At 71.3% G+C, this 13,501-nt stretch carries 10 protein-coding genes and 2 rRNA genes; 2 read left to right on the top strand and 10 right to left on the bottom strand.

The features are described from left to right. Positions 1-135: 135 nt before the first annotated feature. Both ACIA8O_RS08995 and ACIA8O_RS09000 read right to left on the bottom strand, forming a co-directional pair. Positions 136-1,479, bottom strand: a complete 1,344-nt coding sequence (locus ACIA8O_RS08995) for a class I SAM-dependent RNA methyltransferase (protein WP_396292960.1) — start codon at positions 1,477-1,479, stop codon at positions 136-138. 431 nt (positions 1,480-1,910) lie between these two features. Continuing rightward, the gene (locus ACIA8O_RS09000) at positions 1,911-3,962 is read right to left on the bottom strand and encodes an APC family permease (protein WP_396292914.1); all 2,052 of its coding nucleotides are present in this window, start codon (positions 3,960-3,962) and stop codon (positions 1,911-1,913) included. 245 nt (positions 3,963-4,207) lie between these two features. Between ACIA8O_RS09000 and ACIA8O_RS09005 the strand changes: the two genes are divergently transcribed. Both ACIA8O_RS09005 and ACIA8O_RS09010 read left to right on the top strand, forming a co-directional pair. Beyond that, positions 4,208-4,876, top strand: coding sequence for a potassium channel family protein (locus ACIA8O_RS09005; protein WP_396292915.1), 669 nt, complete (start codon positions 4,208-4,210; stop codon positions 4,874-4,876). Beyond that, entirely contained in the window at positions 4,876-5,547 is a 672-nt protein-coding gene (locus tag ACIA8O_RS09010) for a potassium channel family protein (RefSeq protein ID WP_396292916.1), read from the top strand. The genes ACIA8O_RS09005 and ACIA8O_RS09010 overlap by 1 nt, the downstream gene beginning before the upstream one ends. A 47-nt stretch (positions 5,548-5,594) precedes the next feature. Here the strand turns inward: ACIA8O_RS09010 and ACIA8O_RS09015 are convergent, their stop codons facing one another. From ACIA8O_RS09015 to ACIA8O_RS09050, 8 genes are all read right to left on the bottom strand, one after another. Further along, entirely contained in the window at positions 5,595-6,320 is a 726-nt protein-coding gene (locus ACIA8O_RS09015; RefSeq protein WP_396292918.1) for a DUF3159 domain-containing protein, read from the bottom strand. A gap of 2 nt (positions 6,321-6,322) precedes the next feature. Beyond that, a complete protein-coding gene (locus ACIA8O_RS09020) occupies positions 6,323-6,727 on the bottom strand; it encodes an OB-fold nucleic acid binding domain-containing protein (protein ID WP_345290873.1) in 405 nt (134 codons plus the stop codon). Positions 6,728-6,812: 85 nt separating this feature from the next. Further along, positions 6,813-7,493: a response regulator gene (locus ACIA8O_RS09025; protein WP_396292919.1), complete on the bottom strand. Its 681-nt coding sequence runs from the start codon at positions 7,491-7,493 to the stop codon at positions 6,813-6,815. Then, positions 7,490-10,042: a DUF4118 domain-containing protein gene (locus ACIA8O_RS09030; protein ID WP_396292920.1), complete on the bottom strand. Its 2,553-nt coding sequence runs from the start codon at positions 10,040-10,042 to the stop codon at positions 7,490-7,492. Before ACIA8O_RS09030 ends, ACIA8O_RS09025 begins: the two co-directional genes overlap by 4 nt. A 342-nt stretch (positions 10,043-10,384) precedes the next feature. Then, positions 10,385-11,314: a hypothetical protein gene (locus ACIA8O_RS09035; RefSeq protein ID WP_396292921.1), complete on the bottom strand. Its 930-nt coding sequence runs from the start codon at positions 11,312-11,314 to the stop codon at positions 10,385-10,387. Positions 11,315-11,375: 61 nt separating this feature from the next. Next, positions 11,376-12,158: a SigE family RNA polymerase sigma factor gene (locus ACIA8O_RS09040; RefSeq protein WP_396292922.1), complete on the bottom strand. Its 783-nt coding sequence runs from the start codon at positions 12,156-12,158 to the stop codon at positions 11,376-11,378. 111 nt (positions 12,159-12,269) lie between these two features. Beyond that, positions 12,270-12,386: ribosomal RNA gene (gene rrf, locus ACIA8O_RS09045) — 5S ribosomal RNA — on the bottom strand. Between the two features lie 87 nt (positions 12,387-12,473). Further along, positions 12,474-13,501: ribosomal RNA gene (locus ACIA8O_RS09050) — 23S ribosomal RNA — on the bottom strand; the annotation flags it as partial.

Raw genomic sequence — 13,501 nt, forward strand, 5'->3', positions numbered from 1 at the left:
AGGAGCAAAAGGCTTACGAACGGGGCGCACGCCGGATCCGACCGGCGCACGCCCCCGGCTCGCGCTACCGAACACACCGACGCCCCGCCGGACCGTGGTCCGACGGGGCGTCAGCGGGCTCACCGCGCGGGGGCGTCAGCGCTCCCAGGCGGGCCGGTCGTCCTCGACGGGCTCCACCGGCTCCAGGATCGCCACGCACTCGAAGTGGTGGGTCATCGGGAACAGGTCGAAGGCCCGCAGCGAGACCGGCCAGTAGCCGCCCTCGCGGAAGAAGGCCAGGTCACGGGCGAGCGCGGCCGGGTCGCAGGCCACGTACGCGATCCGGCGGGCCGCCAGGCCGGCCAGGTGACGGACCGTCTCCCGCCCGGCCCCCGCCCGCGGCGGGTCCAGCACGATCAGGTCGGTCTCGGTGATGCCGGTGCGCGGCAGCAGGGTCTCCACCCGGTCGCACTCGATCCGGACGTTGTCCACCTCGGCCAGGTTGTGCCGGGCGTCGACCACGGCCTGCTTGCTCGACTCGATGCCGAGCACCGCCCCGTCCTCGCCCACCCGGTCGGCCAGCGCGCCCGCGAACAGGCCCACACCGCAGTACAGGTCGAGCGCGTTCTCGCCCCACTGCGGGTCCAGCCCGTCCAGCACCGCGTCCACCAGGGTGTCCGGCGCCTCGGGGTGGATCTGCCAGAAGCCGCCGTTGGAGACCCGCCAGGTCCGCCCGGCCGCCCGCTCCCGGACGAAGGTCCGGCCGTGCACCCGGTGGAACAGCTCCTGCTCGTCGATCCGGGAGATCGACACCGGCTTGTCCAGCTCCACCAGCGGCAGCTGCGCGCCCGGCGCCGGGGTCAGGATCACCTGACGGTCCGACGACCCGGAGGCGGCGATCACCTCGACCGAGGTGACGCCGGGCCAGCTGCGGCCCTCCACCCCGAGCTCGGTGACGCCCTCGGCCGCGATCAGGCAGCGGTCCACCGGCTCGATGTCGTGCGAGCGGTGCCGCCGCAGACCGACCTTGCCGCTCGCCGGGTCCACCGCGTACTGCATCCGGGTCCGCCAGGCCGGGACCTCACCCGGCGCCAGCTTGCCGCCGACCGGCTCGACGCTGCCGTCCCAGCCCGCCTGCTCCGGCGTCAGCGAGGCCAGCTTCGCCAGCTGCTCGGTCAGCACCGCCGCCTTCAGCTTGCGCTGCCCGCCCGGGGTGACGTGCTGCCAGTCGCAGCCCCCGCACTTGCCGGGGCCGGCGAACGGGCACGGCGCGGGGATCCGCTCCTTGGCCGCCTCCAGCACCTCCACCGCGTCCGCCCGCAGGAAACGCGAGGTGGTGGTGCCCTCGGTCACCTCGGCGACCACCCGCTCGCCCGGCAGCGCGTGCCGGACGAACAGCACCCGGCCCTCGTGCCGCGCCACGCAGTGCCCGCCGCCGTGCGCCACCGGGCCGACCTCGACCTCGTACCGCTCGCCGACCAGCGGGTCGCCGGACGGCACCCGCGGCACCGCCGGAGCCTTGGCCGCCTTCGCCGGACGGGCCGCCTTCGCGACCGGCTGCGCCGTGCGCAGCGCCTTCGGCGGGCGCACCGTCTGCTTCTTCGCGCCCTTACCGGCGCCCGCACCGGCGGCCTCGGCGGTCACCTTGGCGGCGGCCTTGGCGCCGGGCAGCTTGCCCTTCTTCCAGAGGGCGGAGGCGGCCGCCGCGGTCGGCCCGGCCTGGCCCTGCGACCCCTCCTCCGCGCGCTCCCGCGGCGCGGTCTGCGCGGTGAAGCCGTCACGGTCGGTCGCCGTCGGCCGGGCCGGCTTGGAGCTCCAGCGCGGACGGGCCACCTGCCCCGGCTTGCCGCCGGTGGACTTGGCCTTGCCGGATCCCTTGCCGGAACCGCCGGAGCGTCCGGCGCCGGAGGAACGGGGCGGGTTGTTGCGGGTCACGAATCGGCGTCCTTGGTGGAGTTGCTGGCGGCGTTGCTGGAAGCCTTCGACTCTACGCGCTGCGGACGCGGTTCACCGCGCCGCACCGAACCCGGAGCCGACCACGCCTTCTGCGGGCGCTTGCGCTCGGAGGACTCCAGCTGCCACGGGACCGAGGTCACCATGACGCCCGGCTTGAACAGCAGACGGCCCTTCAACCGCAGCGCGCTCTGGTTGTGCAGCAGGTGCTCGTACCAGTGGCCGACCACGTACTCCGGGATGTAGACCATCACCACGTCGCGCGGGCTGGAGCGGCGCAGGTTCTTCACGTAGTCCAGCACCGGCCCGGTGATCTCGCGGAACGGCGAGTCCAGCACCTTCAGCGGGATCTCGATCCCGCGCTCGTCCCAGTCCCGGCGCAGCGCCTCGGTGTCCTTGGGGTCCACGTTGACCGTGACCGCCTCCAGGGTGTGCGAGCGCGCCAGCCGGGCGTACGCCAGCGCGCGCAGCGCCGGCTTGTGCAGCTTGGAGACCAGCACGATGGCGTGCACCCGGGTCGGCAGCACCACGTCGTCCGGCACCTCGGCCGCGACCAGCTCGCGCGAGACCCGGTCGTAGTGGCGGCGGATCGCCTTCATCATCACGAACAGCACGACCATCGCGGCGATCGCGATCCAGGCGTGGCTGATCTTGGTGGCCAGCACCACGATCAGCACGGCCGTGGTCATCAGCAGGCCGAAGGCGTTGATCGCCCGGGAGCGCTGCATGTGCGAGCGCTTCTTCGGGTCCTTCTCGACCCGCAGCAGCCTGGTCCAGTGCCGGATCATGCCCGACTGGCTCATGTTGAAGGAGACGAAGACGCCGACGATGTACAGCTGGATCAGCCGGGTCGGGTCCGCGTCGAAGGCGACGATGAACAGGATCGCCGCGCCCGCCAGCAGGATGATGCCGTTGGAGAAGGCCAGCCGGTCACCGCGGGTGTGCAGCTGCCGGGGCAGGTAGCGGTCCTGGGCCAGGATCGAGCCGAGCACCGGGAAGCCGTTGAAGGCCGTGTTGGCGGCCAGCACCAGGATCAGGCCGGTCACCGCCGCGATGAAGTAGAAGCCCGGGGTGAAGTTGGAGAACACCGCCTCGCTGATCTGCGCCAGCGCCGTCTTCTGGTGGTAGTCCGCCGGAGCCCCCACCAGCTGGCTCGGGTCCTCCGCCATCTGAGCACCCGTCAGCCGGGCCAGGTAGATGATGCCCATGAACATCACGACCGCGAACAGCGCCATCATCAGCAGCGTGGTCGCCGCGTTCCTGCTCTTCGGCTTGCGGAAGGCCGGCACGCCGTTGGAGATCGCCTCCACGCCGGTCAGCGCCGCACAGCCCGAGGAGAACGCCTTGAGCAGCAGGAAGACCAGCGCGAACCCGGCCAGGTTCTCGTCCCCGGGCAGTGCCTGGAGCTGGAAGCCCGCGCTCTCGGCCGGCATGTCCGCCCCGAAGAACACACTGCGGACCATGCCGTAGCCGATCATGCCCATGATGCCGACCATGAACGCGTAGGTCGGGATCGCGAACGCCGTCCCCGACTCCCGCACCCCGCGCAGGTTCATGCCCATCAGCAGCACGACCAGGATGATCGAGATCGCCATCTCGTGGCCCCGCAGCGACGGCACCGCCGAGACCACGTTCGCCACGCCCGAGGTCGTGGACACCGCCACCGTCAGGATGTAGTCGACCAGCAGCGCGCTCGCCACCACCAGACCGGAGTTCGGCCCGTGGTTGACGGTCGCCACCTCGTAGTCACCGCCACCGCTCGGGTAGGCGTGCACGTTCTGCCGGTACGAGGCCACCACCGCGAGCATCACGATGGCGACCACGAGGCCGATCTGCCACGAGAAGTGGATCGCCGAGACGCCCGCCACCGACAGGGTGAGCAGGATCTCCTCGGGGGCGTACGCCACCGAGGACAGCGCGTCGGAGGCGAACACGGGCAGCGCGATGCGCTTGGGCAGCAGGGTCTCGCCCAGCTTGTCGCTGCGCAGGGCGCGACCGAGCAGGATGCGTTTCGGTAGATCAGCAGGCATAGGCACAGAGGAATCGTAGGGGCTCCCCCCCGTGGAGGTGCGCTCCGGTGGCCCCCTTCCTCGGGACTGTGTTCGGAGGACCGGCTAGCGTGTCGCATGATGAGGACGCGGGAACCATCCGGTTCACCCGCCACACACGGTGCCGAACGACTCGGCCGAATGACCCCCGCGAACGGGGGCGGAAGGATGACGATCGGTGTCTGCGCAGGTCATGTTCCCCACGGACCAGGTGAGGTAGGCGTCCCGTGCACATCGTCATCATGGGCTGCGGCCGGGTGGGCTCGGCGCTCGCCCGCGCGCTGGAGAAACAGGGTCACTCGGTGGCCGTCGTCGACCAGGACCCGACCGCCTTCCGCCGGCTCGGCGCCGGCTTCAACGGCCGCCGGGTGACCGGCGTCGGCTTCGACCAGGACACCCTGCGCGAGGCCGGCATCGAGGAGGCGGGCGCCTTCGCCGCCGTCTCCAGCGGTGACAACTCCAACATCATCGCGGCCCGGGTCGCCCGGGAGAACTTCGGCGTCGAGAACGTCGCGGCCCGGATCTACGACCCCCGCCGCGCCGAGGTCTACCAGCGCCTGGGCATCCCCACCGTCGCCACCGTCCGGTGGACCGCCGACCAGATGCTGCGCCGCCTGCTCCCCAGCGGCGGCGAACCGCTCTGGCAGGACCCCAGCGGCAGCGTCCAGCTCGCCGAGGTCGCCTACTCCCCCGACTGGGTCGGCCACCGGCTCACCGAGCTGGAGGAGGCCTCCGGCGCCCGGATCGCCTTCCTCACCCGCCTCGGCGAGGGCGTCCTGCCGACCCCTCAGCTGGTCGTCCAGGAGGGCGACCTGGTGCACGTGATGCTGCGCCGCGCCGACCTGACCACCGTCGAGGCCGCGTTCGCGCAGGGTCCGCAGGAGGATGAGCACTGATGCGAGTCGCCATTGCCGGGGCCGGCGCGGTCGGCCGCTCGATCGCGGGCGAGCTGCTGGAGAACGGCCACGACGTCCTCCTGATCGACAAGAACCCCAACTCCATCTCGGTCGAGCGCGTCCCGATGGCCGAGTGGCTGCTGGCCGACGCCTGCGAGATCACCTCGCTGGACGAGGCCGCGCTCCAGCGCTGCCACGTGGTGATCGCCGCCACCGGTGACGACAAGGTCAACCTCGTCGTCTCGCTGCTCGCCAAGACCGAGTACGGCGTGCCGCGGGTGGTCGCCCGGGTCAACAACCCGAAGAACGAGTGGCTCTTCAACGAGTCCTGGGGCGTGGACGTCGCCGTCTCCACCCCGCGCCTGATGTCCGCGCTGGTCGAGGAGGCCGTCAGCGTCGGCGACCTGGTCCGCCTGATGCGCTTCAGCCAGGGCAACGCCAACCTGGTCGAGCTCACCCTGGCCGCGGACGCCGCCCTGGTCGGCACCCGGGTCGGGGACGTCGCCTGGCCCGCCGACACCGCGCTGGTCACCATCATCCGCGAGGGCCGGGTCCTGGTGCCGGGCAAGGACGACACCCTGGACGGCGGCGACGAGCTGCTCTTCGTGGCCGCCCAGGAGCGCGAGGAGGAGCTCGAGGAGCTCCTCTCGGCGGGCTCCGCCCAGCAGTAACGCTTCGGCCGGACGCACGGAAAAGGGCCCCCTCGGGGGCCCTTTTCTCAGCTCTGCTCCTGCTGCTCCTCCTCGACCTCCGCCTTGATCGGCGGCGGCGCCTTGAGCAGGATCTGCCAGGTCACGTACATCGCCAGCAGCAGCGGCGGGATGCCGAGCGCCACCTTCAGCCAGCCCAGCAGGTTGACGTTCCCGGTGAAGTACAGCGGGAAGAGGATCACCGGCTTGATGCCCATGATCACCACCCACGCCCAGGTCGCCTTGGTGTACGCGGCCAGCCGCCCGGGGTTCTTGGTCCGCCAGGTGAACATCTCACCGGTGATCGGGCCGAGCATCACGCCGATCATCGGCCAGCGGACCAGCGCCGAGACCGCCAGCGCGACGCAGTAGCCGACGTTCCACAGCAGGCCGGGCAGGTAGAAGTTCTCCGCCTTGCCGGTCTTCATCGAGATCCACGCACCGAGCGCGACCCCGAACACCCCGCTGAACGCGTGCTGCACCGTCTCCCGGCGGAACAGCCGGATCACCACGAACAGCAGGCTCAGCCCGAGCGCCGCCCAGGCCGCCGGGGCCACCTGGTGGGTGACGTTGAAGGTGATGATGAAGACCAGGCCGGGCAGGGTCATGTCGACCATGCCGCGGACACCGCCGAAGGCCTGCAGCACCGTGTCGGCGGCCTCCTTCGAGGCGTCCCGCTCCGGCTCCGCCGCCGGATCGGCGGGCTTGGCCAGGTCGAGCTGGGTGGCGGGCTCGCCGCCGGGCAGGTTGGTCACGCTCACTCGCTCCCGTGTCCGGCCGGACGCAGTTCGTAGCGGGGGTTGAAGAGCACGCGGCGCCCGCGTGCGTGGCTGAGCCGGCCGGTCGCGATGAGGCGACGGCCCGGTTCTATCCCGATGATCGAACGGCGGCCCAGCCAGACCACGTCGAGGGCGTCCGTCCCGTCGAACAGCTCCGCCTCCAGCGCGGGCACCCCCGCCCGGGGGCGGAGCGTCACGGTGCGCAGGGTCCCGGCCACGGTGACCACCTCGCGGTCCCCCGCGCTCGCGATCGGGGTGCACCCGGCCTCCACCGTGTCCTGCCGGAGCTCGGCCGCGTCCAACTCCTCGGCGGAGGAGGTCAGGCGGCTGAGCATGCGGCGGAAACGGCCCTGGGGCTGCTCGCTGCTGTTGTCACCACTCATGCCCGAAGGGTACCGGTTTCACAGCACCGAACGGCAGGGCGAGAGGCACTCCCCGACCGCCCGCCGCCCGCTCCCCGACCGCCCGTCAGGGCTCGAAGCGGTAGCCCATGCCCGGCTCGGTGATGAAGTGCCGCGGGTGGCTCGGGTCGGTCTCCAACTTCCGCCGCAACTGGGCCAGGTAGACCCGCAGGTAGTTGGTCTCGGTCCGGTAGGCCGGCCCCCAGACCTCCTGCAGCAGCTGGGTCTGGCTGACCAGCCGCCCGGCGTTGCGCACCAGCACCTCCAGCAGGTGCCACTCGGTCGGCGTCAGCCGGATGTCCGCACCGTCCCGGTTGACCTTCTTCGCCACCAGGTCCACCGTGAACCCCTCGGTGACCACCACCGCGTCGTCCTCCCCCGCCACCGGCTCGGCCCGCCGCACCGCCGCCCGCATCCGGGCCAGCAGCTCGTCCATCCCGAACGGCTTGGTGACGTAGTCGTCCGCCCCCGCGTCCAGCGCCTCCACCTTCTCGTCCGAGGCATGCCGCGCCGAGAGCACGATGATCGGCACCCTGGTCCAGCCCCGCAGCCCGCGGATCACCTCCACGCCCTCCATGTCCGGCAGCCCGAGGTCGAGCAGCACCACGTCCGGGTGCTTGGCCGCGGCCAGTTCCAGGGCCGACGCACCGTCATGGGCGGCGTCCACCTCGTACTTCCGGGCCTTGAGGTTGATCACCAGCGCGCGGACGATCTGCGGTTCGTCGTCCACCACGAGGACCCGGGTCATTCCGGCTCCGCCTTTCCCTCGATGTCGTCCAGGTCTACTGCGGGCAGCGCGACCACCATGGTCAGCCCGCCCCCGGGGGTGTCCTCGGCGGTGACCGTACCGTCCATCGCCTCCAGGAAGCCCCGGGCCACCGCCAGCCCCAAGCCCACGCCGGCCCCTCGCGGGGCGTCGCCGTACCGCTGGAACGGCGCGAAGATCCGTTCCCGGGCCTCGACCGGCACCCCGGGCCCGCGGTCCACGATCCGCACCTCGACCCGCCGCCCGGCCCCCGGCCGCTCCAGCACCGAGGCCCGCACCAGTACGTCGCCGCTGTACTTCACGGCGTTCTCCACCAGGTTGGCCAGCGCCCGCTCCAGCAGCCCGCCGTCGGCCCGCACCATCGGCAGCGACTCCGGCACGTCCAGCCGCACCGCCCCCGGCGGCACGCCGCCCAGCGCGTACGGGACCACCTCGTCCAGGTCGGTGTCGCGGACCAACGGGGCGACGGTGCCGGTCTGCAGGCGGCTCATGTCGAGCAGGTTGTTGATCAGGTGGTCCAGCCGGTCCGCACCGGTCTCGATCCCGGCCAGCAGCTCGGCCTCGTCCTCGGCGCTCCACTCCACGTCCTCGGCGCGCAGCGAGGAGACGTTGGCCTTGATCCCGGCCAGCGGGGTGCGCAGGTCGTGCGAGACGGCGGCCAGCAGGGCGGTGCGGATGCGGTTGCCCTCGGCCTCCCGGCGCGCGGCCGCGGCCTCGCCGAGCAGCCGGCGGCGCTCCAGCAGCGCGGCGCCCTGGGCCGCGTACGCGCCGAGCAGCCGACGGTCCGCGGCGGGCAGCACCCGGCCGCGCAGCACCAGCGCCAGATGGTCGCCGACCGGCACGTCCACGTCGCCGTCCTCCGGCCGCTGCGGCGGATCGGTGCCGCGCGCCGCCGCGGGACGCCAGGGTGAGTGGTCGTCAGAACGCTCCAGCAGCGCCGCGGACTCCTGCTGGAAGGTCTCCCGGACCTGGTCCAGCAGGGCGTCCAGCATCCCGCTCCCGTTCGGCGTGCCGCGCAGTACCGTCCCGGCCAGCGCGCTCAGCGACTGCGCCTCGGTCTGGCTCAGGGCGGCCTGCTGGGTCCGTCTGGCGGCCAGGTCCACCACCGAGGCGACCGCGATGCCGACGGCGGTGAAGATCGCCACCGCCAGGATGTTCCGCGGCTCGGAGATGGTGAAGGTGTGGATCGGGGGCGTGAAGTAGTAGTTGAGCGCCGAGGAGGCCACCAGCGCCGAGGCGACCGCCGGGTAGAGGCCGCCGACCAGCGCCGCGCAGACCGTCAGGCAGAGGAAGAGCAGCATGTCGGTGGAGAGCCCCAGGCCGTCCACGTGGATCAGCAGCAGGGTGAGCAGCGGCGGACCGCCGACCCCGATCAGCCAGCCCAGCAGCGTCCTGGTCCGCCCCAGGTCGGTGACCCGGCGGACCGGCAGGGTGCCCCGGCCCCGGGCCGCCTGCTCGTGGGTGACGGTGTGCACGTCGATGTCACCGCTGTCCCGGGTGACGGTGGCGCCCACCCCGGGGCCCCACACGTACTGCCAGGCCGGGCGGCGGCTGGAGCCCAGCACGATCTGGGTCGCGTTCACACCGCGCGCGAAGTCCAGCAGGGCCGGTGCCGGGTCGTCGCCCAGCACGGTGTGGAAGCTGCCGCCGAGGCTCTCCACCAGGGCCCGCTGCTCGATCAGCGTCCGCGAGGAGCCCACCGGCGCCGACAGCCCGTCGGAGCGGGCGATGTGCACCGCCAGCAGCTCACCGCCCGAGGCCCGGTCGGCGATCCTGGCCGCCCGCCGGATCAGGGTGGCGCCCTCGGGGCCGCCGGTCAGGCCGACCACGATCCGCTCCCGGGCCTGCCAGGTGCCCTCGATGCCGTGCTCCGCCCGGTACCGCTGCAGGTACTCGTCCACCCGGTCGGCCGTCCAGAGCAGCGCCAGCTCGCGCAGCGCGGTCAGGTTCCCCGGCCGGAACCAGTTGGCCAGCGAGGCGTCGACCTTCTCCGGCGCGTACACGTTCCCGTGTGCCAGCCGGCGGCGCAGCGCCTCCGGGTCCATGTCCACCAGCTCGACCTGGTCCGCCCGGCGCACCACCTCGTCCGGCACCGTCTCCCGCTGCCGCACCCCCGTGATGCCCTCCACCACGTCGCCCAGCGACTCCAGGTGCTGGATGTTCACGGTGGAGACCACGTCGATGCCGGCCTCCAGCAGTTCCTCGACGTCCTGCCAGCGCTTGGCATTCCGGCTGCCCGGCACGTTGGTGTGGGCCAGCTCGTCCACCAGCGCCACCGCCGGGCGCCGACGCAGCACCGCGTCCAGGTCCAGCTCCCCGAAGGCCGCCCCACGGTACGTCAGCTCCCGCCGCGGCAGCAGCTCCAGACCCTCCGTCAGCTCGGCGGTCCGCCGCCGCCCGTGGTCCTCCACGAAGGCCGCCACCACGTCCGTGCCGCGCTCCGCCCTGCGGTGCGCCTCCGCGAGCATGGCGTACGTCTTGCCGACCCCGGGCGCCGCCCCGAGGTAGATCCGCAGCCTGCCGCGCGCCATCCGTACCAGTTCCCGCTCCGCCCGGGGCCCACCCCGGACACCTGTCCGACCCCCTGAGCCTACGGTGGATTACCCGTAGATCCGCTGATCAGGTGAGCCGAACGGTAGTTTTAGCGGACTCTTGACGCGCGCGGCCCGAGAGGGCGGGCGGGGGTGCTGTGGAGTCCCCTGTTCCCCACAGCACCCCGAGCACGGAGGCCGGGACGTCACGTCACCGGTCTGGGCTCGTACTGGACACGCCGCGGGCAGGGGTCGGGTTGCACGGGATTCCGAGAAATTTTCGTGACTCCTCCAGCCGGCTCCCAGGAAGGCGACGACCACCCCGCCCCGGGCGTCCTCCCCTCAGTTCCCGGTGCCGCTCCGGCTCCCGCTCGCCGAGGGCACCACCGGCGGCACCGGCGGCACCGGCGACGGCAGCGCCGCGAACGCCTCGGAAGCCTCCCGGAACTCCGGATCCAGCACCGCCCCTGCCAGCCCGGTCGGCGTCGAGTCCGTCGTGTACTGCACCAGCATCAAAGCCAACTGACGCCCCGCCAGCCGCACAGCGAGCTCCTCCACCCGCTCCGGCCCATCGCTGCCCGCCTCGAAGGTCCGCAACGCCACCGCCCGGTGGGTCCGCTCCCCCGCCACCCAGCCGGCCCCCGGCACCGTGCACTCGGCCGCCTCCAACAACCGCTGCTCCGCCCCGGCCGCGGCCGCCGCCCCGTCGAACTCCAACAGGTACTGCACGGCCAGCCCCCGGCCCTCGTCCGGACGCACCAACTCCCACCGCCGGTCGGCCTCCAGCAGCTCGACGATCCGCGGCACGCACCCCTGCGTCGCCGACTGACCGGACGTCGAAGCCCCCGCCAGCAACGGTCCCCACGGCCCGTACCGGCCCTCCGCTACCGGCAACCCGGCCTGCCCCAACAGGAGTTCACGCCCGCCGTCCGCGACCGGCATCACCGCATCGGCCCCGCCCGCCAGCTCCACCGGCCCCGGCAGCAGCAAGGTCGGCGCGATCGTCCGCTCCACCGGCAGCCCGGCCAGCCCCGCCACCTGCCCGCCCACCTCACCGGGCCCGCAGAACGTGGCCAACCCCCACACCCCCGCCGAGGTCAACGCACCCGTCACCGCCACGATCCCGGCCCGCCGACGCCGACGGCGCCGCACCGCCCGGCAGAGCAACTCCTCCGACGAAGGCATCCGCAGCGTGGTCACCTCCGACCGCAGCCCGTCGAACATCCGCTCAAGCCGGACCGCCGAGACGGCCGGACGATCCTGCTCCTCCACGACGACCGCCCTCCTCCCAGCCATCCCGGCCCTCTCGGTGCCCCCGGCACCCACGGCCCTGTCAGCCACGGCAGCTCAGCGTCCCGTCCAACGTACGCCCCTCACGGGCCCGTTGAGCCGGCACCACCGAATCGGAGACGGACGGCCCCGGCTGCTCCTCCGGCGCCACCTCCCGCCCCTGACCATCCGTCAGTTCCCGGCCGCCCGGCTCCACCTCGTCCTCGTCCCCACCCCCCGGAGAGACCGCCGACGCACCCACCGGACCGGTCACCGGGACCGCCACCGGCACCCCCGGCATCGGCTTCGGACCCCCCGACCGCTGGAGGGGCAGCTTCGAACCACCCTCCCCCTCCTCCTCCCCCAGCAACTCCGCCAGGGCCTGCCGCCCCCGGTGCAACCGGGCCTTCACCGTCCCGACCGGCACACCCTCGTCCGCCGCGATCTCCGCCACCGCCCGGCCCCCCATGTGATGCAGCACCAACGCCGACCGCTGCGCCTCCGGCAACCGCCGCAACGCCTCCACCAACGCGACCGACTCCGGCCCGGGCCCCGGCACCGGCGGCCCCTCACCGTGCCGCACCCAACTCCGCAACGCCGTCCGCGCCCTCCGCCACCGGCTGATCGCGATCCGCTGCCCCGTCAGCCGCACCCAGGCCACCGGGTTCTCGTACGCACGCAGCCGCCCCCAGTGGCTCCAGGCCCGGACGAACGCCTCCTGCGCCGCGTCCTGGGCCTCGCCGAGATCCCCCGTCAGCGCGTACAGATGGGCCACCAACTGACCGTACGCACCTTCGTAGAACGACCTGAAGTCGTCCTCCGCCGCGTGCTCCCGGTCACCACCCATGACCGGTCAGTGTGCCGTGCACCGGTGGGGGTCGGCAACCAGCCGGCCCATACCTTCGGAAACGCAGAGAAGCCCCCTGACGAATCGTCAGGGGGCTTCTCTTGAATGATTGTTCGGCGGCGTCCTACTCTCCCACAGGGTCCCCCCTGCAGTACCATCGGCGCTGTGAGGCTTAGCTTCCGGGTTCGGAATGTAACCGGGCGTTTCCCTCACGCTATGACCACCGAAACACTATGAAACTGTCAACCGCACCACCCCCGTGACCAAACGGGGTGGGGTCGTTGTTTCAGAACAACACAGTGGACGCGAGCAACTGAGGACAAGCCCTCGGCCTATTAGTACCGGTCAGCTCCACCCCTTACAGGGCTTCCACATCCGGCCTATCAACCCAGTCGTCTACTGGGAGCCTTACCCTCTCAAGGAGGTGGGAGTGCTCATCTCGAAGCAGGCTTCCCGCTTAGATGCTTTCAGCGGTTATCCCTCCCGAACGTAGCCAACCAGCCATGCCCTTGGCAGGACAACTGGCACACCAGAGGTTCGTCCGTCCCGGTCCTCTCGTACTAGGGACAGCCCTTCTCAACACTCCTACGCGCACAGCGGATAGGGACCGAACTGTCTCACGACGTTCTAAACCCAGCTCGCGTACCGCTTTAATGGGCGAACAGCCCAACCCTTGGGACCTACTCCAGCCCCAGGATGCGACGAGCCGACATCGAGGTGCCAAACCATCCCGTCGATATGGACTCTTGGGGAAGATCAGCCTGTTATCCCCGGGGTACCTTTTATCCGTTGAGCGACGGCGCTTCCACAAGCCACCGCCGGATCACTAGTCCCGACTTTCGTCCCTGCTCGACCCGTCGGTCTCACAGTCAAGCTCCCTTGTGCACTTACACTCAACACCTGATTGCCAACCAGGCTGAGGGAACCTTTGGGCGCCTCCGTTACCCTTTAGGAGGCAACCGCCCCAGTTAAACTACCCACCAGACACTGTCCCTGATCCGGATCACGGACCCAGGTTAGACATCCAGCACGACCAGAGTGGTATTTCAACGACGACTCCACCCAAACTGGCGTTTGGGTTTCACAGTCTCCCACCTATCCTACACAAGCCGAACCGAACACCAATATCAAGCTATAGTAAAGGTCCCGGGGTCTTTCCGTCCTGCTGCGCGAAACGAGCATCTTTACTCGTAATGCAATTTCACCGGGCCTATGGTTGAGACAGTCGAGAAGTCGTTACGCCATTCGTGCAGGTCGGAACTTACCCGACAAGGAATTTCGCTACCTTAGGATGGTTATAGTTACCACCGCCGTTTACTGGCGCTTAAGTTCTCAGCTTCGCC

This window comes from Kitasatospora sp. NPDC051853 (assembly GCF_044452665.1).
Taxonomy (GTDB): domain Bacteria; phylum Actinomycetota; class Actinomycetes; order Streptomycetales; family Streptomycetaceae; genus Kitasatospora.

Coding starts and splice junctions, on each gene's coding strand:
- ACIA8O_RS09040 (WP_396292922.1), bottom strand. CDS start 12,158: ATGGGTGGTGACCGGGAGCACGCGGCGGAGGACGACTTCAGGTCGTTC.
- ACIA8O_RS09010 (WP_396292916.1), top strand. CDS start 4,876: ATGCGAGTCGCCATTGCCGGGGCCGGCGCGGTCGGCCGCTCGATCGCG.
- ACIA8O_RS09025 (WP_396292919.1), bottom strand. CDS start 7,493: ATGACCCGGGTCCTCGTGGTGGACGACGAACCGCAGATCGTCCGCGCG.
- ACIA8O_RS09020 (WP_345290873.1), bottom strand. CDS start 6,727: ATGAGTGGTGACAACAGCAGCGAGCAGCCCCAGGGCCGTTTCCGCCGC.
- ACIA8O_RS09000 (WP_396292914.1), bottom strand. CDS start 3,962: ATGCCTGCTGATCTACCGAAACGCATCCTGCTCGGTCGCGCCCTGCGC.
- ACIA8O_RS09030 (WP_396292920.1), bottom strand. CDS start 10,042: ATGGCGCGCGGCAGGCTGCGGATCTACCTCGGGGCGGCGCCCGGGGTC.